The organism is Mycobacterium sp. NGS26 (assembly GCF_059813025.1).
In genome coordinates, this window is the sequence record NZ_JCALDU010000002.1 from 233,120 (window position 1) to 255,412 (window position 22,293).

The 22,293-nt window shown below is 70.6% G+C and carries 21 protein-coding genes; 12 read left to right on the forward strand and 9 right to left on the reverse strand.

Features of this window, described 5'->3' with window-relative positions; translation table 11 throughout:
* Nucleotides 1-3 precede the first annotated feature (3 nt).
* From AC5Y6X_RS07185 to nicT, 5 genes are all read right to left on the reverse strand, one after another.
* Nucleotides 4-1,803 carry a nickel-dependent hydrogenase large subunit gene (locus tag AC5Y6X_RS07185; RefSeq protein WP_499985546.1) on the reverse strand — a complete coding sequence of 600 codons (1,800 nt, stop codon included), beginning with the start codon at nucleotides 1,801-1,803 and terminating at the stop codon, nucleotides 4-6.
* A 51-nt stretch (nucleotides 1,804-1,854) separates the two neighbouring features.
* Nucleotides 1,855-2,910: an NADH-quinone oxidoreductase subunit B family protein gene (locus AC5Y6X_RS07190; protein WP_324681583.1), complete on the reverse strand. Its 1,056-nt coding sequence runs from the start codon at nucleotides 2,908-2,910 to the stop codon at nucleotides 1,855-1,857.
* A gap of 297 nt (nucleotides 2,911-3,207) precedes the next feature.
* The gene (hypB, locus tag AC5Y6X_RS07195) at nucleotides 3,208-3,963 is read right to left on the reverse strand and encodes a hydrogenase nickel incorporation protein HypB (protein ID WP_499985547.1); all 756 of its coding nucleotides are present in this window, start codon (nucleotides 3,961-3,963) and stop codon (nucleotides 3,208-3,210) included.
* A gap of 29 nt (nucleotides 3,964-3,992) precedes the next feature.
* The gene (locus tag AC5Y6X_RS07200; protein ID WP_499985549.1) at nucleotides 3,993-4,328 is read right to left on the reverse strand and encodes a hydrogenase maturation nickel metallochaperone HypA; all 336 of its coding nucleotides are present in this window, start codon (nucleotides 4,326-4,328) and stop codon (nucleotides 3,993-3,995) included.
* The gene (nicT, locus tag AC5Y6X_RS07205) at nucleotides 4,321-5,430 is read right to left on the reverse strand and encodes a Nickel transporter NicT (protein ID WP_499985551.1); all 1,110 of its coding nucleotides are present in this window, start codon (nucleotides 5,428-5,430) and stop codon (nucleotides 4,321-4,323) included. Before nicT ends, AC5Y6X_RS07200 begins: the two co-directional genes overlap by 8 nt.
* A 121-nt stretch (nucleotides 5,431-5,551) precedes the next feature.
* Between nicT and AC5Y6X_RS07210 the strand changes: the two genes are divergently transcribed.
* On the forward strand, nucleotides 5,552-6,058 hold the full coding sequence (locus tag AC5Y6X_RS07210; RefSeq protein WP_499985553.1) for a Fur family transcriptional regulator: 507 nt from the start codon (nucleotides 5,552-5,554) through the stop codon (nucleotides 6,056-6,058).
* On the opposite strand, the gene mtr is transcribed toward AC5Y6X_RS07210, so the two are convergent.
* Together mtr and AC5Y6X_RS07220 are read right to left on the reverse strand one after the other, a co-directional pair.
* Nucleotides 6,041-7,420, reverse strand: coding sequence for a mycothione reductase (gene mtr, locus AC5Y6X_RS07215; protein ID WP_499985555.1), 1,380 nt, complete (start codon nucleotides 7,418-7,420; stop codon nucleotides 6,041-6,043). The two genes, AC5Y6X_RS07210 and mtr, sit on opposite strands and share 18 nt — an antisense overlap.
* A 4-nt stretch (nucleotides 7,421-7,424) precedes the next feature.
* On the reverse strand, nucleotides 7,425-8,462 hold the full coding sequence (locus AC5Y6X_RS07220) for an alpha/beta hydrolase (protein ID WP_499985557.1): 1,038 nt from the start codon (nucleotides 8,460-8,462) through the stop codon (nucleotides 7,425-7,427).
* Between the two features lie 81 nt (nucleotides 8,463-8,543).
* On the opposite strand from AC5Y6X_RS07220, the gene mqo reads away from it, so the two are divergent.
* From mqo to AC5Y6X_RS07260, 8 genes are all read left to right on the forward strand, one after another.
* A complete protein-coding gene (gene mqo / locus AC5Y6X_RS07225; RefSeq protein WP_499985559.1) occupies nucleotides 8,544-10,028 on the forward strand; it encodes a malate dehydrogenase (quinone) in 1,485 nt (494 codons plus the stop codon).
* Nucleotides 10,025-10,495, forward strand: a complete 471-nt coding sequence (locus AC5Y6X_RS07230) for a GNAT family N-acetyltransferase (RefSeq protein ID WP_499985561.1) — start codon at nucleotides 10,025-10,027, stop codon at nucleotides 10,493-10,495. Before mqo ends, AC5Y6X_RS07230 begins: the two co-directional genes overlap by 4 nt.
* Nucleotides 10,492-12,321, forward strand: a complete 1,830-nt coding sequence (locus tag AC5Y6X_RS07235) for a VWA domain-containing protein (protein ID WP_499985563.1) — start codon at nucleotides 10,492-10,494, stop codon at nucleotides 12,319-12,321. Before AC5Y6X_RS07230 ends, AC5Y6X_RS07235 begins: the two co-directional genes overlap by 4 nt.
* 15 nt (nucleotides 12,322-12,336) lie before the next feature.
* Nucleotides 12,337-12,960, forward strand: a complete 624-nt coding sequence (gene cobO / locus AC5Y6X_RS07240; RefSeq protein WP_499985565.1) for a cob(I)yrinic acid a,c-diamide adenosyltransferase — start codon at nucleotides 12,337-12,339, stop codon at nucleotides 12,958-12,960.
* 70 nt (nucleotides 12,961-13,030) lie between these two features.
* Nucleotides 13,031-14,446, forward strand: coding sequence for a cobyrinic acid a,c-diamide synthase CobB (locus tag AC5Y6X_RS07245; RefSeq protein WP_499985567.1), 1,416 nt, complete (start codon nucleotides 13,031-13,033; stop codon nucleotides 14,444-14,446).
* Complete coding sequence (gene cobA, locus AC5Y6X_RS07250) at nucleotides 14,443-15,651, forward strand: uroporphyrinogen-III C-methyltransferase (RefSeq protein ID WP_499985569.1); 1,209 nt, start codon at nucleotides 14,443-14,445, stop codon at nucleotides 15,649-15,651. Before AC5Y6X_RS07245 ends, cobA begins: the two co-directional genes overlap by 4 nt.
* Nucleotides 15,652-15,684: 33 nt before the next feature.
* Nucleotides 15,685-17,277 carry an MFS transporter gene (locus AC5Y6X_RS07255; RefSeq protein ID WP_499985571.1) on the forward strand — a complete coding sequence of 531 codons (1,593 nt, stop codon included), beginning with the start codon at nucleotides 15,685-15,687 and terminating at the stop codon, nucleotides 17,275-17,277.
* Between the two features lie 54 nt (nucleotides 17,278-17,331).
* Nucleotides 17,332-19,080, forward strand: coding sequence for a proline--tRNA ligase (locus AC5Y6X_RS07260; RefSeq protein WP_499985573.1), 1,749 nt, complete (start codon nucleotides 17,332-17,334; stop codon nucleotides 19,078-19,080).
* A 3-nt stretch (nucleotides 19,081-19,083) separates the two neighbouring features.
* On the opposite strand, the gene AC5Y6X_RS07265 is transcribed toward AC5Y6X_RS07260, so the two are convergent.
* Nucleotides 19,084-19,530: a ferritin-like domain-containing protein gene (locus tag AC5Y6X_RS07265; protein WP_499985575.1), complete on the reverse strand. Its 447-nt coding sequence runs from the start codon at nucleotides 19,528-19,530 to the stop codon at nucleotides 19,084-19,086.
* Nucleotides 19,527-20,063, reverse strand: coding sequence for a hypothetical protein (locus AC5Y6X_RS07270; RefSeq protein ID WP_499985576.1), 537 nt, complete (start codon nucleotides 20,061-20,063; stop codon nucleotides 19,527-19,529). The genes AC5Y6X_RS07265 and AC5Y6X_RS07270 overlap by 4 nt, the downstream gene beginning before the upstream one ends.
* 208 nt (nucleotides 20,064-20,271) lie before the next feature.
* Between AC5Y6X_RS07270 and rimP the strand changes: the two genes are divergently transcribed.
* The 3 genes from rimP (at nucleotide 20,272) to AC5Y6X_RS07285 (ending at nucleotide 22,263) form a co-directional block, all read left to right on the forward strand.
* The gene (rimP, locus tag AC5Y6X_RS07275; protein WP_499985578.1) at nucleotides 20,272-20,793 is read left to right on the forward strand and encodes a ribosome maturation factor RimP; all 522 of its coding nucleotides are present in this window, start codon (nucleotides 20,272-20,274) and stop codon (nucleotides 20,791-20,793) included.
* Nucleotides 20,793-21,848, forward strand: a complete 1,056-nt coding sequence (gene nusA / locus AC5Y6X_RS07280) for a transcription termination factor NusA (protein WP_499985579.1) — start codon at nucleotides 20,793-20,795, stop codon at nucleotides 21,846-21,848. The genes rimP and nusA overlap by 1 nt, the downstream gene beginning before the upstream one ends.
* Nucleotides 21,849-22,020: 172 nt before the next feature.
* A complete protein-coding gene (locus AC5Y6X_RS07285) occupies nucleotides 22,021-22,263 on the forward strand; it encodes a YlxR family protein (RefSeq protein ID WP_324681611.1) in 243 nt (80 codons plus the stop codon).
* Nucleotides 22,264-22,293 lie beyond the last annotated feature (30 nt).

Consider the following 22,293-nt stretch of genomic DNA (forward strand, 5'->3'; position numbering starts at 1 on the left):
GCTTCACTCCCCGGCGGGCGACTGGGTGGGCGTGTGCAGTCTCTCCAGGGTCTTGCCCTTGCCGAGGTACATGTGCACGCCGCAGGGCAGGCACGGGTCGAAGCTGCGCACCGTGCGCATGACGTCGATGCCCTTGAAGTGCTCCCGCGAGTTCTCCTCGAAGATCGGCTGGCCCTGCACCGCGTCCTCGTAGGGGCCCGGCGTGCCAAAGCTGTCGCGCGGGTTGGCATTCCACGGGGTGGGCGGGTACGGGTGGTAGTTGGCGATCTTGCCGTCCCGGATCACCATGTGGTGACTCAGCACGCCGCGGACCGCCTCGGTGAAGCCGCAGCCGATGGCCTCGTCGGGCACCTCGAAGCGCTCCCACGTCTTGGTGCGCCCGGCGCGGATCTCCGCCAGCGCCTTCTCCGCGAAGTGCAGCGCGCACGCCGCCGCGTAGGCCTGGAAGTAGGTGCGGGCGCGGTCGCGTTCGATCGTGTTGCTGCCGTGCTTTGGGATCTTCCACTCCAGTTCCACCGGCCCCTTCAGGGCGGTCTTGGGCAGGTTGATCTGCACGCTCGAACCGGTCGCCTTGACGTAGCCGATGTCGACCAGGCCGGCCAGCGCCGTCGCCCACAGCCTGGCCAGCGGGCCGCCGCCGGTGTCCAGGGCCAGGTGGTCCTTGCCGTCGAACCAGCGCGGCGACATCACCCAGCTGTACTGGCCGCCGTCCATGTCCCGCTTGGCCGGGTGCGGGTTGGTGTGCTGGTTCCACGGGTGCCGCCGGTCCACCGCGTTGCCCAGCGGATCGGTCTTGACGAACATCTCCTGGTCGGTCCAGTCGTCGTAATACGAACTGCCCAACAGGATCCGGATGCCGAGGTTGATGTCCACCAGCGAGTGGGTGACCAGCTTGCCGTCCACCACCACGCCGGGGGTGACGAACATCGCGTTGCCCCAGCGCTCCATGTCCTTGTACGCGAAGTTGCACACCTCGGGGTCCTGGAAGGAGCCCCAGCAGCCGAGCAGGGTGCGGCGCAGGCCGACCTTCTCGTAGCCGGGCAGCGCGTCGTAGAAGAAGTCGAACAGGTCGTCGTGCATCGGCACGACCTTCTTCATGAACTCGACATAACGCATCAGCCGGGTCATGTAGTCGGTCATCAGCTGCACGGTCGCCACGGTGCCCACCCCGCCGGGGTACAGCGTGGAGGGGTGCACGTGGCGACCCTCCATGAGGCAGAACATCTCTCGCGTCCAGCGGCTGACCTGCAGCGCCTCCCGGTAGAACTCGCCGCTGAACGGGTTGAGCGAGCGCATGATGTCGGCGATCGTCCGATACCCGTGCGCATCGGCGTGCGGCGCCGCCGTCTTCTCCGCCTGGGACAGCACGCTGGGGTTGGTCTCGGAGACCATCTTCTCGCAGAAGTCCACGCCGACCAGGTTCTCCTGGAAGATGTTGTGGTCGAACATGTATTCCGCGGCCTCGCCGAGGTTGACGATCCACTCGCCCAGGTGCGGCGGCTGCACCCCGTAGGCCATGTTCTGCGTGTAGCAGGAGCACGTCGCGTGGTTGTCGCCGCAGATCCCGCAGATGCGGCTGGTGATGAAGTGTGCGTCGCGAGGATCCTTGCCCTTCATGAAGATCGAGTAGCCGCGGAAGATCGACGACGTGCTGTGGCACTCGACGACCTCCTTGTTCTCGAAATCGATCTTGGTGTAGATGCCGAGGCTGCCCACGATCCGGGTGATGGGATCCCACGCCATCTCGACCAGCTGGCCGGGTTCGCGGGTGGCATGTGACGGCTCGGGGATGATCGTTGTCATCGAAGTCTCTCCGTGTTGAGTGGAAAATTGGTGCCGCGACCTACCAGGTTCTCACCAGGTTCTGCGGGCTCCGGTGGTGAGCTGGTCGCCGCCGTGGCGCCAGCGCGGCTCCTTGTCGACGGTGCGCTCGGTGATGCCGCGCAGGCTGCGGATCACGCTCCCGTACAGGCCCGACGCGGTGGTGGAAACCTTGCCGCCCGGCGGCTCGTCCATGAACGGCATGAACTTGTCCGGGAAGCCGGGCATGGTGCAGCCGATGCAGATGCCGCCGACGTTCGGGCAACCGCCGACGCCGTTGATCCAGCCCCGCTTGGGCACGTTGCACTTCACGACCGGGCCCCAACAGCCAAGCTTGACAATGCATTTCGGCGACCCGTACTCGGTGGCGAAATCGCCCTGCTCGTAGTAGCCGGCCCGGTCACAACCCTCGTGCACGGTGGCGCCGAACAACCACTTGGGGCGCAGCGCGTCGTCGAGCGGGATCATCGGCGCCTGGCCGGTGGCCATGTAGAGCAGGTACGTCAGCGTCTCCGCCAGGTTGTCCGGCTGGATCGGGCAGCCGGGCACGCAGACGATCGGGATGCCGGCCTTGCTCTTCCAGTCCCAGCCGAGGTAGTCGGGCACCCCCATCGCGCCGGTCGGGTTGCCGGCCATCGCGTGGATGCCGCCGTAGGTCGCGCAGGTCCCCACCGCGACGACCGCGGTGGCCTTGGGCGTCAACCGGTCGAGCCACTCGCTGGTGGTCATCGGTTGCCCGGTGGCCGGATCGTTGCCGAACCCGCACCAGTACCCCTCGTCCTTGATCTTCTCGTTGGGGATGGACCCCTCGACCACGAGCACGAACGGTTCCAGCTCGCCGCGGTCGGCCTTGAAGAACCACGCGAGGAAGTCGTCGGCGCCGCCGGTGGGTCCGCACTCGAAATCGATCAGGGGCCAGTGCACGGCGACTTTCGGGAGTCCGGGGAGGGCGCCGAGCGCGATCTCCTCGACGCTGGGTTGGGTGGCGGCAGTCAACGCCACCGAATCACCGTCGCAACTGAGGCCCGCGTTTATCCATAGAACATGGATCAATGTTTCTTCTGCTTTGACTGCTGCTTCTGTGGGCATGCCGCAGCTTTCCGGGGCGGGCTGGAGCCCCTGCGCCGCCGGAGTCGACCATCGGCCCACTTGCGCAGCGCTGTTTTTGGGTCTACCCCCGCCATCAGGCGTTGTCAACGGGTCGCCGGTGGCGGCGCAATACACAGGTATTCTATGGGTTTGCCCGACGGGCCAATCACCGTTGGGGCACAAGGGTTTTCGGTGACACGCGGGCCCCGTTCGCCGGGGCGCCAACCGGGCCGGTCGGGGGCGGCGGTTCACGTTGTCATGCAAGTCATTTGCAGGAGGCAAATGGGCCGTGCCGCGTCAGTCGTCGGCGTCCCGGGCGAAGCGGCGCAGCCAGCCGAACCAGGCCCCCATGCCGGCCCCGGTGCGGGCGCTGACCGGGAGGATGGTGGCCTCCGCGTTGACCTCGCGGACGTGCGCGATGTAGGTGTCCACATCAACGTCGAGGTGGGGCACCAGGTCAATCTTGTTGAGCAGCACGACATCCACGGACCGAAACATCACCGGGTACTTCAGCGGCTTGTCCTCGCCCTCGGTGACGGAGTACACCATCGCCTTGGCGTGCTCGCCGACGTCGAATTCGGCCGGGCAGACCAGGTTGCCGACGTTCTCGATGATCACCAGGTCCAGCGCGGGCAGGTCGAGGCCCGGCAGCGCCCGGCTGACCATGGGCGCGTCGAGGTGGCATTCGCCGCCAAACCCGTTGCTGGTGTTGAGCAGTGACACCTGGGCGCCGCGGCCGCTGAGCTTGGCCGCGTCCAGGTCGGTGGCGATGTCGCCCTCGATCACGCCGATCGCGAACTCACCGGCCAGCTCGTCCAGGGTCGCCTGCAGCACCGTGGTCTTGCCCGAACCCGGTGAGCTCATCAGGTTCAGGGCGCGGATCCCGTTGCTCTCGAACGCGGACCGGTTCGCGCCGGCGAGGATGTCGTTTTCGGCGAAGATCGACTCCAGCACGTCGATGCGTTGCCGGCCCGTCTCGTAGCCGGAGTGATCACCGTGGTCGTGCTCGTGGGTGTGCACGGTGCCGTCGTCGTGCCGATGGAATCGGCCCATGGCCGAATCCTAGTCCCGGGCGGGTGGCGTCACGACACGTCGAGCGACGTCACCAGGAATTCGTTGCCGCGCAGCACCTCGACGTCGGGGCTGTCGCAGCGCGGGCACCAGATCGACCACGCCGACGTGATCTCCGACCGCTCGCCGCATGCGCGGCAGCGCACCTCGGCGGTGACGCACTCGAGTTCCAGCTCGGCGTCGGGCATGTTCTCGCTCTCCCGGACGAGGGTCCAGCAGAACGACAGCGATTCCGGAACCACCTGGCGCAGCGCCCCGATCCGCACCCGCACCACGTCGACGTGCCGGCCCCCGGCGTGGGTCTTGACCACGCCGGCGATCGCCTCGCACAGCGACAGCTCATGCATCGCCGGTCACCGGCGGGGAAGCCCATCTCTCCTCGATGCGGCCGTAGCGCCAGACGAGCACGGCGACGGCCCAGGTGAGCGCGAACGCGCCGACCACGAAGTAGCCGACCGCGTTGAGGTCGAGGCCGTCGACCCAGTTCCAGAACGCGCCCCGCCAGCCGAACTGGCCGGCGAACAGGCCCAGCAGCTCGACGCTGCCGATCACCAGGGCGACGGCCACCGACAGCGCGGTGATGGTGATGTTGTAGTAGATCTTGCGCACCGGGTTGGACAGGGCCCAGCCATAGGCGAAGTTCATGAACGACCCGTCGGCGGTGTCCAGCAGGCACATGCCGGCGGTGAACAACACGGGCAGGCACAGGATGGCGTACCACGGCAGCCCGGCCGCCGCGCTGGTGCCGGCCAGCACCAGCAGGGCGATCTCGGTGGCGGTGTCGAAACCCAGCCCGAACAGCAGCCCGATCGGGTACATGTGCCAGGACGCGGTCACCGATCTGGTGAAGCGGCCGAGCAGCCGGTTGACCAGGCCGCGGTTGTCCAGATGCTGTTCCAGCTCGGCCCCGTCGGTGTCCGGGTCGTAGGCGCCGCGGCGCAACCGCACGAACATCCGCAGGATGCCGACCAGGACGACGACGTTCAGCGCGGCGATCAGGTACAGGAACACCCCGGAGACGCCGGCGCCGATCACGGCCGTGTAGCGATGCAGCGCCGACGAATCGTCCTCCACCGGCCCGGCGACGGCCTTGATGCCGGTCGCCAGCAGCAGCGCCAGCAGGAACACCACCGTGGAGTGGCCCAGCGAGAAGAAGAATCCCACCGCAAGGGGGCGCCGGCCCTCGTTCATCAGCTTGCGAGTGGTGTTGTCGATGGCGGCGATGTGGTCGGCGTCGAAGGCGTGCCGCATGCCCAGGGTGTAGGCGGTGAGCCCGACGCCGATACCGAATGCCTTGCCGCCCAGGCTGAGTCGCGCCGGATCGGCGACCAACACCAACGTGGCCCAGCCCACCAGGTGCAGGGCCGCGATCACCGCCAGCATCGATCCCAGGCGCCACCACTCCGCGGGGGACAGGGCGCCGCGCCACCCGGGCGCACCGAATGCCATGCCGGTCCTTCCGCGGGACGGAACGCAACTGGCACGACTGTAGGTTTCCTCCGAAGCTGCATGCAAGCGACTTGCAGGAACGGCTCTGGCAATCGGCGGTGCCGGGCGCGACACTGAACGGGTGACGCCCAAGCCGTCGGCGCTGGACCCCGCGGTCATCGAACGTATCGGTGAGTTCCTGCGCGCCCGCGGGCTGCGGCGGATGGCGTCGCGGATCCAGGTGCTGGCGGTGCTCGAGCCGGTCAACGGGCACCTGCCGGTGGCCGAGATCCACCGGCGGGTGCGCGCCTGCCTGCCGCCCGGCGCCCAGCCGCCCGACGTGGCGACCATCTACCGCACCGTGACCACGCTGGTCGACCAGGGGGTGCTGCACGCCCTGACCCTCGACGGCGGGGTCACCACCTACGGCCTGGCCACCGCCCCGCACCACCACGCGGTGTGCACGCAATGCGGCTCGATCATCGAGGTGCCGGCCCGCCAGCTCAGCTCGGCGCTCGAGCACGCGATGGCGGGCAGTTCCTTCGCGCTGTCGGAGCGGGCCGGCCTGACGCTGCGCGGCCTGTGCCCGCGGTGCCAGGGCGGCGAGCGCCGGGCGCGCCCGGCCCGGCGCTCAGCACAGGCCCAGTAGCGCGTTCTCCACCACCTCGGGCAGCGCCGGATGGATCCAGTACTGGCCGCGGGCCATTTCCGGGGCGGTCAGGCCGAAGCTCATCGCCTGGATCAGCGGCTGGATGATCGACGACGCCTGGTGGCCCATGATGTGGGCGCCCAACAGGCAGCCGCTGTGGCGCTCGGCGATGAGTTTCACGATTCCGGTGTCGTCCTCCATCGCCCAGCCGTAGGCGACGCCGCCGTAGCTCTGCACCGCGACGGACACGTCGAATCCCCGTGCGACGGCCTGGTTTTCGGTGAGCCCGACGGTTGCCAGCTGCGGGTCGGTGAACACCGCCGACGGCACGAAGCGGTGGTCGGTCACCGCCATCGACTCGGTGTCGTCCCAGTCGCAGAGCAGGTTGCGCTGCACGACGCGGGCCTCGTGGTTGGCGACGTGCTTGAGCTGATACGGGGACGAGACGTCGCCCAGCGCGAAAACCCCACGCGCGGAGGTGCGTTGGTATTCGTCGACCACCACCCGGCCGTTCTCGACCTCGACGCCGGCCTGGCCGGCGTCGAGGAGATCGGCGTTCGACAGCCGGCCCGTCGCCACCAGCAGCAGGTCGGCGTCCAGCTTGGAGCCGTCGTCGAGCTCCAGCGCTATGCCGGAGCCGCGATTGGAACCGTTCACGACGTTGCGGTGGGTGCGCAGCTCCCACTTGCTCGACGCGATGCGGGTGAAACGCTCGCAGATCGTGTCGTCGCAATGCCTCAGCATGCAGCCGCCCCGGATCACCAGGGTCACCCGCGCGCCGAGGGCGGAGAAGATGTGTGCGAATTCGGCTGCCACATAGCCACTTCCGACGATCACGATGTGCTCGGGCAGCTCGGGGATCCGCATCACGGTGTCGCTGGTGTGGTAGGCGACACCGGACGCGAGGATCGCGGGCGGAACCACCGGCCGCGAGCCCGCCGCGATCACCACCTGGTCGGCGGCGAACTCCTCGCCGGCATCCGTGCGCAACAGATAGCGCCCGTCGGGCTGCACCGGCCCGAACCGGGTGTGCTGGTCGTACACGTCGACGTTGGGTGCGCTGCGCCGATAGTCCTCGCCGCTGATCGCGATCGGATCGATCCGCCCGAAGACGCGCGAGACGATGTCGTCCCACCGCACCCGGTCGATGTGGGCGTCTACGCCGTAGCGCGCGGCATCCCGGATCGAGTCGGCGACCCCGGCGGCGTAGACGAACATCTTCGTCGGGATGCACCCGACGTTCAGGCAGGTGCCGCCGAAGGTGCCCTGCTCGCAGATCGCCGCCCGCTTGCCGGCGTAGCGCTCGTCGAGAATGCTGTTGCCCGAGCCCGTTCCGATGATCGCGATGTCATAGGTCTCCACGGCGTCACCCTTTCCCGGTCGGTGTCGGTGCGTCGGTGTTTATGTCGAGGTAGCGATCCAGCCACAGGTCCAGTTGCCGGTAGGCGAACCGGCGCGGCTCGGGCAGCGACAAGAACACGTCGTGTTTGGCGTCGGGCACCGGAACGATGGTGCTGCGGTTGCCGATGCAGCCCGCCCATCGGGCGATCTGGTTGACGTCGAGAACCGCGTCGCCGCGCTGCATGGACTCCGGGTCGTCGCTCTCGCGCACGCTGTGATCCGACCTCAGGATCAGGTTGGGCACGCCGACGTCGAGCCCGCGGTGCAGCCGGGCCTGGCCGCGGCGGATGGCGTGCAGCCAGCCGAGCGTGATCGGGAAGCCGCCCAACGGTTTCCACTGCAGGTTGTAGTCGAACTCGCCGGAGTAGTCGCGGTGCAGGGTGGTGCCGTAGCCGCCCTCGGTGGGTGCGCGGACCACACCCTTGGAGCGCACCTTCGCCAGCCCGGCGATCAGCGCCGTGGTGGCGAACAGCCGCAGCACCGCCGGGCCGTGCAGGTCCAGAAACGGGCTGTTGAGAACCAGGCCGTGAACCAATCCGTGCACCAGGCCGCCGATGCCGGCGTGCGCCGCCGCGCCGCGCCGGCGCATCCGGTCCAGCCACAGCGCCGCGACGAGCCCGCCGGAGGAGTGGCCGTACACCAGGACCCGCCGGTGCCGCTCGCTGATGAGGGCCAGCGCCTGTTCGAGTTCGGTGTCGTAGTCGGCCAGGTCGGTGATGAAGTGCGGGGTCTGGCCGTCGCGCCGGGAGCGGCCGCACTTCTGCAGGTCCAACGCGTAGAAGGCGAAGCCCCGCTCGGCGAAGTGATCGGCCAGCGCGGTCTGGAAGAAGTAGTCGGTGTAGCCGTGCACCGCGAGCACCGCGTGGTCGGCACGGCGGGCCTCGGCCTCGGGCCCGCGCCGGATCAGGGTGGCGACGATGTCGCCCTCGCCGGCGGGATCGCGCCCCAGCGGGAGCGTGCGCTGCCAATACCCGGGCAGGACATCGGCGACCCAGCCAGTCACCAGGCCAGCTTAAAGGTTTTGCTGGTGACGGGTGGGCCGCACGCCGCCGGCGCCCGGATGGCACCGGGATAACCTGGGACGGTGTCAGGGCTAGCCACAACCGCGCGCACCGACGTCGCGCTGGTGGGCGCGGGCATCATGAGCGCCACGCTCGGCGCGTTGCTGCGGCGGCTGGAGCCGGACGCCTCGATCACCCTGATCGAGCGGCTGGACGCCGCCGCCGCCGAGAGCAGCAGCCCGTGGAACAACGCCGGCACCGGGCATGCCGGGCTGTGCGAGATGAACTACACCCCGGAGCGCGCCGGCCGCATCGACATCGCCAAGGCGGTGGCCGTCAACGAGCAATTCCAGGTGACCCGCCAGTTCTGGGCGTACGCCGTCGAGAACGGCATCCTGGCCGACCCCGGCTTCGTCACCGCCGTCCCGCACGTCAGCTTCGTCCGCGGCGCCGAGCGGGTCGACTACCTGCGCCGGCGTCAGCGGGCGCTGTCCGGCAACCCGCTGTTCGCCGGCACCGAATTGATCACCGGCCCGGACGAATTCGCCCGCCGGCTGCCGTTCATGGCCGCCGGGCGCGACTTCTCCGAGCCGGTCGCGCTGAACTGGGCCGCCGACGGCGCCGACGTCGACTTCGGCGCGCTGGCGCGACAGCTGATCGGCTTTTGCGTGCAGGGCGGCGCGACCGCGCTGTTCGGTCACGAGGTCGCCAACCTGACCCGTCGGTCCGACGGCGGCTGGACGCTGCTGATCCGCAACCGCCGCACCGGCGAAAAGCGGCGCCTGAACGCCAAATTCGTGTTCGTCGGGGCCGGCGGCCACGCCCTGCCGCTGCTGCAGCGGTCGGGCATCAAGGAGGTCAGGGGCTTCGCCGGCTTCCCCATCGGCGGCCGGTTCCTGCGCGCCGACAACCCCGCGCTCACGGCCGCGCACCGAGCCAAGGTGTACGGCGTCCCCGCGCCGGGGGCCCCGCCGCTCGGCGCGCTGCATCTGGACCTGCGGTTCGTCAACGGCAGGCCGTGGCTGGTGTTCGGGCCCTACGCGGGCTGGTCGCCGAAGTTCCTCAAGCACGGCCACCTGACCGACCTGCCCCGGTCGATCCGGCCCGACAACGCGCTCTCGATGCTCGGTGTCGCCGTCACGCAGGGGACGCTGATCAACTACCTGATCGGCCAGCTGCGGCTGTCCGGCCCCGACCGGATGCGCGCGCTGCGCGAATTCGCGCCCGGCGCCGTGGATTCGGACTGGGAGCTGACGACGGCGGGCCAGCGGGTGCAGGTGATCCGCCGGGACCGGCGCAGGGGCGGGGTGCTCGACTTCGGCACCACCGTGTGCAGCGACGCCGAGGGCACCATCGCGGGCCTGCTCGGCGGTTCGCCGGGGGCGTCGACGGCCGTGCCGGCCATGCTCGACGTGCTGCAGCGCTGCTTCGCCGGCCGCTACCAGTCGTGGCTGCCGACGCTCAAGGAGATGGTGCCGTCGCTGGGGGCGCAGCTGTCCCGCGAGCCCGCGCTGTACGACGAGGTGTGGTCGTGGGGCACCAAGGCGCTGCGCTTGGGGGACTCATGACGGAATCCCTGCGCCGCGCCTGGGCCAAAGACCTTGACGTCCCGACCCTTTACGAGCTGCTCAGGCTGCGGGTCGAGGTCTTCGTCGTCGAACAGGCCATCCCGTACCCGGAGCTGGACGGGCGCGACCTGCTCGCCGAGACCCGGCACTTCTGGCTGGAGACACCCGACGGCGAGGTGATCTGTACGCTGCGCCTGATGGAGGAGCACGCCGGAGGCGAGAAGGCGTTCCGGATCGGGCGGCTGTGCACCAAACGCGCGGCGCGGGGCCAGGGTCACACCACCCGGCTGCTGCGGGCCGCGCTGGCCGAGGTGGGCGACTACCCGTGCCGGATCAACGCGCAAACCTATCTCGCGGACATGTACGCCCAGCACGGATTCGTCCGTGACGGTGACGATTTCGTCGACGACGGGGTGCCGCACGTGCCGATGCTGCGGCCCGGCTCCGGCCCGGTGGCGCAGCCGTGAAGCCCTATCCGTTCAGCGCGATCGTCGGGCACGATCAGCTGCGGCTCGCGTTGTTGCTGTGCGCCGTCCGGCCGGAGATCGGCGGGGCGCTGATCCGCGGCGAGAAGGGCACGGCCAAGTCGACCGCGGTGCGCGGGCTCGCCGCGCTGCTGTCCGCGGCGACGGGCGGCGCGGGCGCCGGCCTGGTCGAAATGCCGCTCGGCGCAACCGAGGACCGGGTGATCGGCTCGCTGGACCTGCAGCGGGTGCTGCGCGACGGCGAGCACGCGTTCTCGCCGGGACTGCTGGCCCGCGCGCACGGCGGCGTGCTGTACGTCGACGAGGTCAACCTGCTGCACGACCATCTGGTCGACGTGTTGCTCGACGCCGCCGCGATGGGACGCGTGCACATCGAACGCGACGGCGTCTCGCACTCCCACGAGGCACGGTTCGTGCTGATCGGCACGATGAATCCCGAGGAGGGCGAGCTGCGTCCGCAGCTGCTGGACCGGTTCGGCCTGACCGTCGACGTGCACGCGTCGCGCGACGTCGACGTGCGGGTGCAGGTCGTTCGGCGGCGGATGGCCTACGAGGCCGACCCGGACGCGTTCGCCGAGAGCTATGCCGAGGCCGACGCCGAGCTGGCCCGCCGGATCGCGGCCGCGCGCGCCCTCGTCGACGATGTGGTGTTGCCGGACAACGAATTACGGCGCATCGCGGCGCTGTGTGCGGCGTTCGACGTCGACGGCATGCGGGCCGACCTGGTGGTGGCCCGCACCGCCGCCGCGCACGCCGCGTGGCGCGGCGCCGGCACCGTCGAGGAGCGCGACATCCGGGTGGCGGCCGAGCTGGCGTTGCCGCACCGGCGCCGTCGCGATCCCTTCGACGATCCCGGCATCGACCGCGACCAGCTCGACGAGGCCCTGGCGCGGGCCGGCGAACCCGAACCCGAGCCCGACCCCGAGCCCGACCCGCCAGGCGGCGGCCAGTCCGCCAACGGCCCTGTCCCGCAACAGGACTCGATGTCGGCACCGAGGCCGCCCGAGCCCAGCGCGGCGCCGTCGCAGACCTTCCGCACCCGGGTGCTGCGGGTGCCGGGCCTCGGCGAGGGGGCGCCGGGGCGACGGTCGCGGGCCCGCAACGCGACCGGCCGCGTGGTGGCGGCCGCCGACGGCGACGAGGCGACCGCGCACGGGCTGCACCTGTTCGCCACCCTGCTCTCGGCCGCCGAGCGCGCCGGGGCGGGGCCGCTGCGGCCGGGCCCGGACGACGTGCGCCGCGCCATCCGCGAGGGGCGCGAGGGCAACCTGGTGATCTTCGTGGTGGACGCGTCGGGTTCGATGGCCGCGCGCGACCGCATGGCCGCCGTCGGCGGCGCCACCCTCTCGCTGCTGCGCGACGCCTATCAGCGTCGGGACAAGGTCGCGGTGATCACCTTCCGCGGACGCGAGGCGCGGCTGCTGCTGCCGCCGACGTCGAGCGCGCACATCGCCGGCCGGCGGCTGGGCCGGTTCGACACCGGCGGCAAGACGCCCCTGGCCGAGGGGCTGCTGGCAGCGCGCGAGCTGATCGTCCGGGAGAGGGCGCGCGACCGCGCGCGCCGTCCGTTGGTGGTGGTGCTCACCGACGGCCGGGCCACCGCGGGGCCGGACCCGTTGGGCCGCAGCGCAACCGCGGCGGCCCGGCTGGCCGCCGAGGGCGCGGCGGCGGTGGTCGTCGACTGCGAAACGTCGTACGTGCGGCTGGGTTTGGCCGGTCAGCTCGCCCGCCGGCTGGGCGCCCCGGTGGTGCGGCTCGAGCAGCTGCACGCCGACCATCTGACGCGGGCCGTGCGCAGCGTCGCCTGAGAGAGGTAATCGCCCATGCCACAAGGCCGTCCGCTGCAGGTGCCCGACGATGGCCTGACCACCCGGGCGCGGCGCAACGCGCCCCTGCTGGCCGTGCACACCGGCGACGGCAAGGGCAAGTCGACCGCGGCATTCGGGATGGCGTTGCGGGCGTGGAACGCCGGGCTGAACGTCGCGGTGTTCCAGTTCGTCAAGAGCGCCAAGTGGAAGGTGGGCGAGGAGGCGGCATTCCGTGAGCTCGGCCGGTCCCACGACCGGGACGGGGTCGGGGGCGCCGTCGAATGGCACAAGATGGGCAGCGGCTGGTCCTGGACGCGCACGTCGCGCAGGGCGGGCGGCGAGGCCGATCATGCGGCCGCGGCCGTCGACGGCTGGGCGGAGATATCGCGGCGGCTGGCCGCGCAGCGCCACGACTTCTATGTGCTCGACGAATTCACCTACCCGATGAAGTGGGGCTGGGTCGACGTCGACCAGGTGGTCGACGCGCTGCTGGCCCGGCCCGGGCAGCAGCATGTGGTGATCACCGGGCGCGACGCCCCGCCGCGGCTGGTGGAGGCCGCCGACCTGGTCACCGAGATGCGCAAGGTCAAACACCCGATGGACGCCGGCCGCAAGGGCCAAAAGGGCGTCGAATGGTAACCCCTCGGCTCGAGCGCGCTCATCCGTACGGCGACACGCCGTGTTGCGTGGCATTTTGGGGACGCTCGCGGTGAACGCTGTCCCCGCGATCGTCGTCGCCGCACCCGCGTCGGGCAGCGGGAAGACCACGGTCGCAACGGGTTTGATCGGGGCGCTGCGCCGGGCCGGGCAGGTCGTCGCGCCGTTCAAGGTGGGCCCGGACTTCATCGACCCCGGCTACCACAGCCTGGCCGCGGGACGGCCCGGCCGCAATCTCGACCCGGTGCTGGTGGGGGAACGGCTCATCGGGCCGCTGTACGCCCACGGCGCCGGCGGCGCGGACATCGCGGTGATCGAGGGCGTGATGGGACTGTTCGACGGGCGGATCGGGCCGGCCGCGGCCGGCGCCGCGGCCACCCAGGCGGCGGGCTCCACCGCCCACGTCGCCGGCCTGCTGGGCGCCCCGGTGCTCCTGGTGGTCGACGCGCGCGGGCAGAGCCACAGCATCGCGGCACTGCTGCATGGCTTTTCGACGTTCGACCCCGCGACCCGCATCGCCGGCGTGATCCTCAACCGGGTCGGGTCGGACCGACACGAGCACGTGCTGCGGCAGGCCTGCGAGCATGCCGGCGTCCCGGTGCTGGGTGCCGTCCCGCGAACGGCCGAATTGGAGCTGCCGGCAAGGCATTTGGGCCTGGTCACCGCCGTCGAGCACGGGCGGCGCGCGCGGCTCGCGGTCGACGCGATGACCGCCGTGGTCGCCCGCCACGTCGACGTGGCCGCCGTGGCTGCGGCCGCCGGAATCAGCACCGCCGACGCGCCGTGGGATCCCGCCGCGGCGGTGGCCCGGGCGCCGGGCGGGCGCCCCGTCGGCCGGGCTGTCGTCGCCATCGCGGCGGGCAAGGCGTTCAGCTTCGGCTATGCCGAACACGCCGAGCTGCTGCGCGCCGCCGGCGCCGACGTGGTCGAGTTCGACCCGCTCGCCGACCCGCTGCCCGGCGGCACCGACGCGGTGCTGCTGCCCGGCGGCTTCCCCGAGCAGTTCACCGCGGAGCTGTCCGCCAACGACGTCGCGCGCACCCAGATCAGGGAGCTCGCCGCCGCGGGGGCGCCGGTGCACGCCGAATGCGCCGGGCTGACCTATCTGGCCGACGATCTCGACGGGCATCCGATGTGCGGCGTGCTGGCCGGATCGGCGCGGTTCACCCCGCGGCTGACGCTGGCCTACCGCGACGCCGTCGCCGTCGCGGATTCGTCGCTGTATCGCGCCGGGCAGCGGGTCGTCGGGCACGAATTCCACCGAACCGCAGTCACATTCGCCGACGGCTACCAGCCGGCGTGGGCGTACCGCGGCAACGGCGCGGACGACGGCCAAGACGCGGCGCGGGAAGGGGCCGTGCACGGCGGCGTGCACGCGTCGTACCTGCACACCCATCCGGCCGCCACGCCGGAGGCGGTGACACGCTTCGTCGCGCACGCCGCCACACGCCATAGGCTTGCCCGGTGACCGACGAGAACCCCTACCTGGTCGGCTTGCGGCTGGCCGGCAAGAAGGTCGTCGTGGTGGGCGGCGGCACGGTCGCGCAGCGCCGCCTGCCGCTGCTCATCGCCAGCGGTGCCAACGTCCACGTCATCTCCCGCAGCGCCACCCGCGCCGTCGAGGCGATGAGCGGAATCACGTTGTCGTTGCGCGAATATCGCGACGGCGACCTCGCCGGCGCCTGGTACGCGATCGCGGCCACCGACGACGCGCGGGTGAACGCCGCGGTGGTCGACGAGGCCGACCGGCGCCAGATCTTTTGCGTCCGCGCCGACATCGCGGTCGAGGGGACCGCGGTGACCCCGGCGTCCTTCAGCTACGCGGGGCTGTCGGTCGGGGTGCTGGCCGGCGGCGAGCACCGCCGGTCGGCGGCGATCCGGTCGGCCATCCGCGAGGCGCTGCAGCGGGGGATCATCCCGGAAACCGTCGAAGAGGGCTCCGATGTCGTGCGCGGAGGCGTGGCGCTGATCGGTGGCGGTCCCGGCGACCCCGAGCTGATCACCGTCCGCGGCCGCCGCCTGCTGGCGCAGGCCGATGTGGTGGTCGCCGACCGGCTGGCGCCGCCCGAACTGCTCGCCGAGCTGCCGCCGCACGTGGAAGTCATTGACGCCGCGAAGATCCCGTACGGGCGGGCCATGGCCCAGGACGCGATCAACGACGTCATGATCGACCGGGCCCGGGCCGGCAACTTCGTCGTCCGCCTCAAGGGCGGCGACCCCTTCGTGTTCGCGCGCGGTTATGAGGAGGTGCTGGCGTGCGCCGACGCCGGGATCCCCGTCACGGTGGTGCCGGGTGTGACGAGCGCCATAGCCGTGCCGGCCCTGGTCGGCGTCCCGGTCACGCATCGGGCGGTGAATCACGAGTTCGTGGTGGTCAGCGGCCATCTGGCGCCCGGCCATCCCGAATCGTTAGTGAATTGGGATGCGCTGGCAGCAATGTCTGGCACGATCGTCTTGCTGATGGCGGTCGAACGCATCGAGCTCTTCGTCGAAGTCCTGATAAAAGGGGGTAGACCTGCGGATACGCCGGTGCTGGTGGTCCAGCACGGAACCACGGCCGCCCAGCAGACGTTGCGGTCCACGCTGGCCGACACGCCCGAGCAGATCCGCGCCGAGGGTATTCGACCTCCCGCGATCATCGTGATCGGGCCCGTGGCGGCGTTCGGCGTTTAAAGGATCATTAAGATTACTGTAAGGTAACCCGATATGACGGCTCTCAACGACGCAGAGCGTGCGGTCCGGAATGTGGCATCCGCGCGCCCCGATCGTCCGGCCCCGGTGCGCGCCGAGCGCCCGGTGGAGACCGCCTCAACACGTATGAGCAGGTATTATCCCGCGTGGTTACCCTCTTATCGCTTCATCGCGGCGGTCATCGCGATCGGGGGAATGCAGCTGCTCGCGACCATGGACAGCACCGTCGCCATCGTCGCGCTTCCTAAGATTCAGAACGAGCTGAGCCTGTCCGACGCCAGCCGCAGCTGGGTGATCACCGCATATGTGCTGACCTTCGGCGGGCTGATGCTGCTCGGCGGCCGGCTCGGCGACACCATCGGGCGCAAGCGCACCTTCATCGTCGGCGTCGCGCTGTTCACCATCTCCTCGGTGCTGTGCGCCGTGGCGTGGGACGAGGCGACGATGGTGATCGCCCGGCTCTCGCAGGGCATCGGGTCGGCCATCGCGTCGCCGACCGGCCTCGCGCTCGTCGCGACCACCTTCCCCAAGGGTCCGGCGCGAAACGCCGCCACGGCCGTGTTCGCCGCGATGACGGCGATCGGCTCGGTGATGGGCCTGGTCGTCGGCGGGGCGCTGACCGAGGTGTCGTGGCGGCTGGCGTTCCTGGTGAACGTGCCGATCGGGCTGGTGATGATCTACCTGGCCCGCACGGCGCTGCGCGAAACCAACCGGGAGCGGATGAAGCTCGACGCCGCCGGGGCCATGCTGGCCACGCTGGCGTGCACCGCCGCCGTTTTCGCCTTCTCGATGGGCCCGGAGAAGGGCTGGGTCTCGGTCACCACCATCGGTTCGGGTGCGGTGGCCGTGGCCGCCGCCATCGCCTTCGCCATCGTGGAGCGCACCGCCGACAACCCCGTCGTGCCCTTCGACCTGTTCCGCGACCGCAACCGGCTGGTCACGTTCGTCGCGATCTTTCTGGCCGGCGGGCTGATGTTCAGCCTGACCGTGTGCATCGGCCTGTACGTGCAGGACATCCTGGGCTACAGCGCGCTGCGGGCGGGCATCGGGTTCATCCCGTTCGTCATCGCGATGGGCATCGGCCTGGGCGTCTCCTCGCAACTGGTGTCGCGGTTTTCGCCCCGCGTGCTGACGATCGGCGGCGGGATCCTGCTGTTCTGGGCGATGATCTACGGCTGGGCGTTCATGAGCCGCGGCGTGCCCTACTTCCCGAACCTGGTGCTGCCCATCATCGTTGGCGGCATCGGCATCGGCATCTGCGTCGTCCCGCTGACCCTGTCGGCGATCGCCGGTGTCGGTTTCGACCGGATCGGCCCGGTGTCGGCGATCGCGCTGATGCTGCAGAGCCTGGGCGGCCCGCTGGTGCTGGCGGTGATTCAGGCGGTGATCACGTCCCGCACGCTCTACCTGGGCGGCACCACCGGCCCGGTGAAGATCATGAACGACGCGCAGCTGCACGCGCTCGACCACGGCTACACCTACGGCCTGCTGTGGGTGGCCGGGGTGGCCGTCATCGTGGGCGGCGCGGCGCTGTTCATCGGCTACACCCCCGCGCAGGTCGCCCACGCCCAGGAAGTCAAGGACGCCATCGACGCCGGCGAGCTGTAGCCGCCGACCCGCACCGCACCGCACGCCCGGACCCACCCGTTAGGCTGGCCCGCTGTGATCACCCGGATGTCCGAGTTGTTCCTGCGCACCCTGCGTGACGACCCCGCCGACGCCGAAGTGGCCAGCCACAGGCTGCTGGTCCGGGCGGGATACATCCGGCCGGTCGCGCCCGGGCTGTACAGCTGGCTGCCGCTCGGCCTGCGGGTGCTGCGCAACATCGAACGCATCGTCCGCGACGAGATGAACGCCATTGGCGCGCAGGAGATCCTGTTTCCGGCCCTGGTGCCGCGCGCGCCGTACGAGACGACGAACCGCTGGACCGAATACGGCGACAGCGTGTTCCGGGTGCGCGATCGGCGCCGCAACGACTACATGTTGGGCCCCACCCACGAAGAGCTCTTCGCCCTGACCGTGAAGGGGGAGTACAGCTCCTACAAGGATTTTCCGCTGACCCTGTATCAGATCCAGAACAAATACCGCGACGAGGCGCGGCCCCGCGCCGGCATCCTGCGCGCCCGGGAATTCGTCATGAAGGACTCCTACTCCTTCGATCTCGACGAGGACGGGCTCAAGGTGTCGTATCACGCGCACCGGGAGGCCTACCGGCGCATCTTCGATCGGCTCGGGCTGCGCTACGTCATCGTGTCGGCGCTGTCGGGCGCGATGGGCGGCAGCGCCTCCGAGGAGTTCCTGGCCGAGAGCCCGGCCGGTGAGGACACCTTCGTGCGGTGCCTGGAGTCCGGTTACGCGGCCAACGTCGAGGCGGTGATCACCCCGCGCCCCGACGCGGCGCCGACCGACGGGCTGCCCGAGGCGGTCGTGCACGACACCGGCGACACCCCGACCATCGCCAGCCTGGTGGCCTGGGCGAACGAGGCCGACCTGGGCCGCACGGTCACCGCCGCGGACACGCTGAAGAACGTCATGCTCAAGGTCCGCCCGCCCGGCGGCGACTGGGAGCTGCTGGCCATCGGGGTGCCCGGCGACCGCGAGGTCGACGACAAGCGGCTGGGTGCCGCGCTGGAACCCGCCGACTACAAGTTGCTCGACGACGACGATTTCGCCAAGTACCCCTTTCTGGTGAAGGGCTACATCGGACCGAAGGCGTTGCGGGACAACGACGTTCGCTACCTTGTCGATCCGCGGGTGGTGGACGGCACCAGCTGGATCACCGGCGCCGACGAGCCCGGCCGGCATGTGGTGGGGCTGGTGGCCGGGCGTGACTTCACCGCCGACGGCACCATCGAGGCCGCCGAGGTGCGCGAGGGCGATCCGTCGCCCGACGGCGCCGGACCGCTGGTCATGGCGCGCGGCATCGAGATCGCGCACATCTTCCAGCTCGGCCGCAAATACACCGACGCGTTCACCGTCGACGTGCTCGGCGAGGACGGCAAGCCGGTGCGGCTGATCATGGGCTCCTACGGGCTGGGGGTGTCGCGGCTGGTCGCCGTCGTCGCCGAACAGCAGCACGACGAGCTGGGCCTGCGGTGGCCGCCGTCGATCGCGCCGTTCGACGTCCACCTGGTGATCGCCAACAAGGACGCCGAGGCCCGCGCCGGGGCCGAGACGCTGGCCGGCGACCTGGATCGGCTGGGCCTGCAGGTGCTGCTCGACGACCGGCAGGCGTCGCCGGGGGTCAAGTTCAAGGACGCCGAGCTGCTGGGCGTGCCCCGGATCGTCGTGGTGGGGCGCGGCTGGGCCGACGGCGTGGTGGAGCTGCGCGACCGCTTCAGCGGAGAGACCCGGGAGCTGGCCGCCGGCACGTCGCTGGCCGTCGACATCGTGGCGGCCGTCAGGCCGTAGCCGTCATTCGTTGCCGCCGGGGAAGCTCGTCGTGATGGGCCAGGCGTTCAGGACCCGGTTCCAGCGGGCGGCCAGCACCGTGCCCTGGGTCAGCGCCGTCGAGGCGAACGCCCGGTCCTCGCCCGTCTCGGCGTGCTCGATGACGGCGCGCCACGCCGTCTGGCCGTCGCTTTCCATCCGCACGGCCAGCCGCGCCGCGTCCGCCGGGCTGCCCACCAGCATCGGCAGCTGGTAGCCGGCGGCCGCGACCGGGGCGGTGACCTTGCGGGCGGTCAGCATGGCGATCACGTCGTCACGGCGTTGGCGGTGCTGCTGCAGCGCCTCCACCACCAGGTTGTTGACGCCCGGCGGCGACAGCGCCGACACGATGCCGTAGCCGTAGATCGTCGAGTGCTCGACGGACAGGGCGTCGCACAGCGCCGCGTTGTCGGCGTCCTTGCCGGAGGTCACGGCGTCGGCCCCGCGGGCACCAGGGCGACCGTGTAGGACGCCGTGCAGGAGGCGGCGATGGAGCCGAGCAGCCCGGCCCGGTAGCCCGACGAGGTGGCCACCAACCGGTTGGCGCTCTCGGCCGAGGCGCGCAGCGCGTTGACCACGTCCGGCAGCGGCGGGGGTGGTGGTGGCGGCGGTGGCGGCGCCCCCGGCGAGGCCGGGCTGGGGCTGGGCGTCTCGCTCGACGAGGACGCGAGCTTGCCCGCCGCCCGGGCGATCTCGGTGGACAGGGCACGGGCGTGCGCGGCGCGCTGGGTGGCGACCACCGTCAGCGCGGCGGCGATCTGCGGCGGGTTGCCGACGGCCGAGGCGGCGGCACCGGCCAGGGCGCTGTCGCGCCGGGCCTGGTCCAGCGGCCCCAGCAGCTCCTCGACGGCCGGGGGCTTGGGCGGGGGCTCGCCGCAGGCGGATGCGACCACCCCGAGCGCGGCGATGGCCGCGCCGCCGGCGAGCACACCCCGCCGATTGGTGACGGGTATTGCGCTGCGCACAGCAACATCCTGCCATTGGTTGAAGGGCTGCCAAGCCGGGAGGAGCCGGACCACGCGATCGCGCCGTCAGACCCGATTCCTGGCGTATCGTTGATAGCTGGTTCTCGTGGAACGGGGGGTTCCGCCGGGACACCGGAAGCCGCTCGGATCCTAATAAGTCGACGACATCCGACCAGATGACCGGACAACTCAAGATGAGGAGCTCGCCGTGACCACCGGGCTACCTTCGCAGACGCAGGTGATCGAGCTACTCGGTGAAGAGTTCGCGCGCGCCGGCTACGAGATCGAAGACGTGGTCATCGACACCCGCGCGCGCCCGCCGCGCATCAGCGTGGTCGCCGACGGCGACACCGCCCCGGACCTGGACACCATCGCCACCCTGTCGCGGTCGGCGTCGGCTTTGCTGGACGGCCTGGAAAACATCCGCGACCGCTACGTGCTGGAGGTCAGCTCGCCGGGCGTGGACCGCCCGCTGACCAGCGCGAAGCACTTCCGCCGGGCGCGGGGCCGCAAGGTCGAGGTGGCGCTGGCGGACGGATCGAGGCTGACCGGTCGCGTCGGCGAGACGCGCGACGACACGCTGGCGCTGGTGGTCCGCGCCGGGCGCGACTGGGCGGTGCGCCGGATCCCGCTCGCGGACATCGTGAAAGCCGTTGTCCAGGTTGAGTTTTCGCAACCGGCTCGGGCCGAGCTGGAGCTGGCTGGATTGGCTGAGAAGGAGCGGCGCTGATGAACATCGACATGGCCGCGCTGCACGCGATCGAGGTGGACCGGGGCATCTCGGTCAACGAACTGCTCGAGACGATCAAATCCGCGCTGCTCACCGCCTACCGACACACCCAGGGTCACCAGAACGACGCGCGCATCGACATCGACCGCAAGACCGGCGTCGTCCGGGTGATCGCCCGCGAGCTGGACGAGGACGGCAACCTCATCAGCGAATGGGACGACACCCCGGAGGGGTTCGGCCGCATCGCCGCCACCACCGCGCGCCAGGTCATGCTGCAGCGATTCCGGGACGCCGAGAACGAGCGCACCTACGGCGAGTTCTCCACCCGCGAGGGCGAGATCGTCGCGGGGGTGATCCAGCGCGACAGCCGGGCCAACGCCCGCGGCCTGGTCGTCGTCCGGATGGGCACCGAGACCAAGGCCTCCGAGGGCGTCATTCCGGCGGCCGAGCAGGTCCCCGGCGAGAGCTACGAGCACGGCAACCGGGTCCGCTGCTATGTCGTCGGGGTGTCCCGCGGCGCCCGGGAGCCGCTGATCACGCTGTCGCGGACGCACCCCAACCTGGTGCGCAAGCTGTTCTCGCTCGAGGTCCCCGAGATCGCCGACGGGTCGGTGGAGATCGTCGCGGTGGCCCGCGAGGCCGGCCACCGCTCCAAGATCGCGGTGCGCTCCAATGTCCCCGGTTTGAACGCGAAGGGCGCCTGCATCGGCCCGATGGGCCAGCGGGTCCGCAACGTGATGAGCGAGCTGTCCGGGGAGAAAATCGACATCATCGACTACGACGAGGATCCGGCCCGGTTCGTCGCCAACGCGTTGTCGCCGGCCAAGGTGGTCTCGGTGTCGGTGATCGACCAGACCGCCCGGGCCGCCCGGGTGGTGGTGCCCGACTTCCAGCTGTCGCTGGCCATCGGCAAGGAGGGCCAGAACGCGCGGCTGGCCGCCCGGCTGACCGGGTGGCGCATCGACATCCGCGGCGATTCGCCCGCCGCCTCCGCGGGGCAAGCGGAGAACCAGCCCGAACACGGCGCCAGCCACCCGATGGCACACGACCGCTAGCGCCCCGCGGCCGGTTCTGACCGGCGGTCCGGTGCGGCTACACTGAGCCGTGATTCAGCGCGAGCCTTCGGCCCCCGGCACACGGGCGCACCGACACCCAGGTGGACCTGTGCGAACGTGCGTCGGGTGCCGAAAGCGAGAGCTGGCCGTCGAACTGCTTCGCGTGGTGGCCGTGTCGACCGGGAACGGCGAATACGCCGTGATCGTTGACGCGGGGAGTAGCCTGCCGGGGCGGGGTGCATGGCTGCATCCCGTACCGCAGTGCGTCCAACAGGCGATTCGGCGGCGGGCTTTCACCAAAGCGCTGCGAATCACCGGTGCACCGGATACATCCGCGGTGGTCGAGCACGTAGAGTTGCTCAGTGCGCCCGACCCGGCAACAGAAGAGGCAGCAAAGAACATGAGCACACCGTGAAGTCCCGATGACAATGCGTCATAGCTAAAC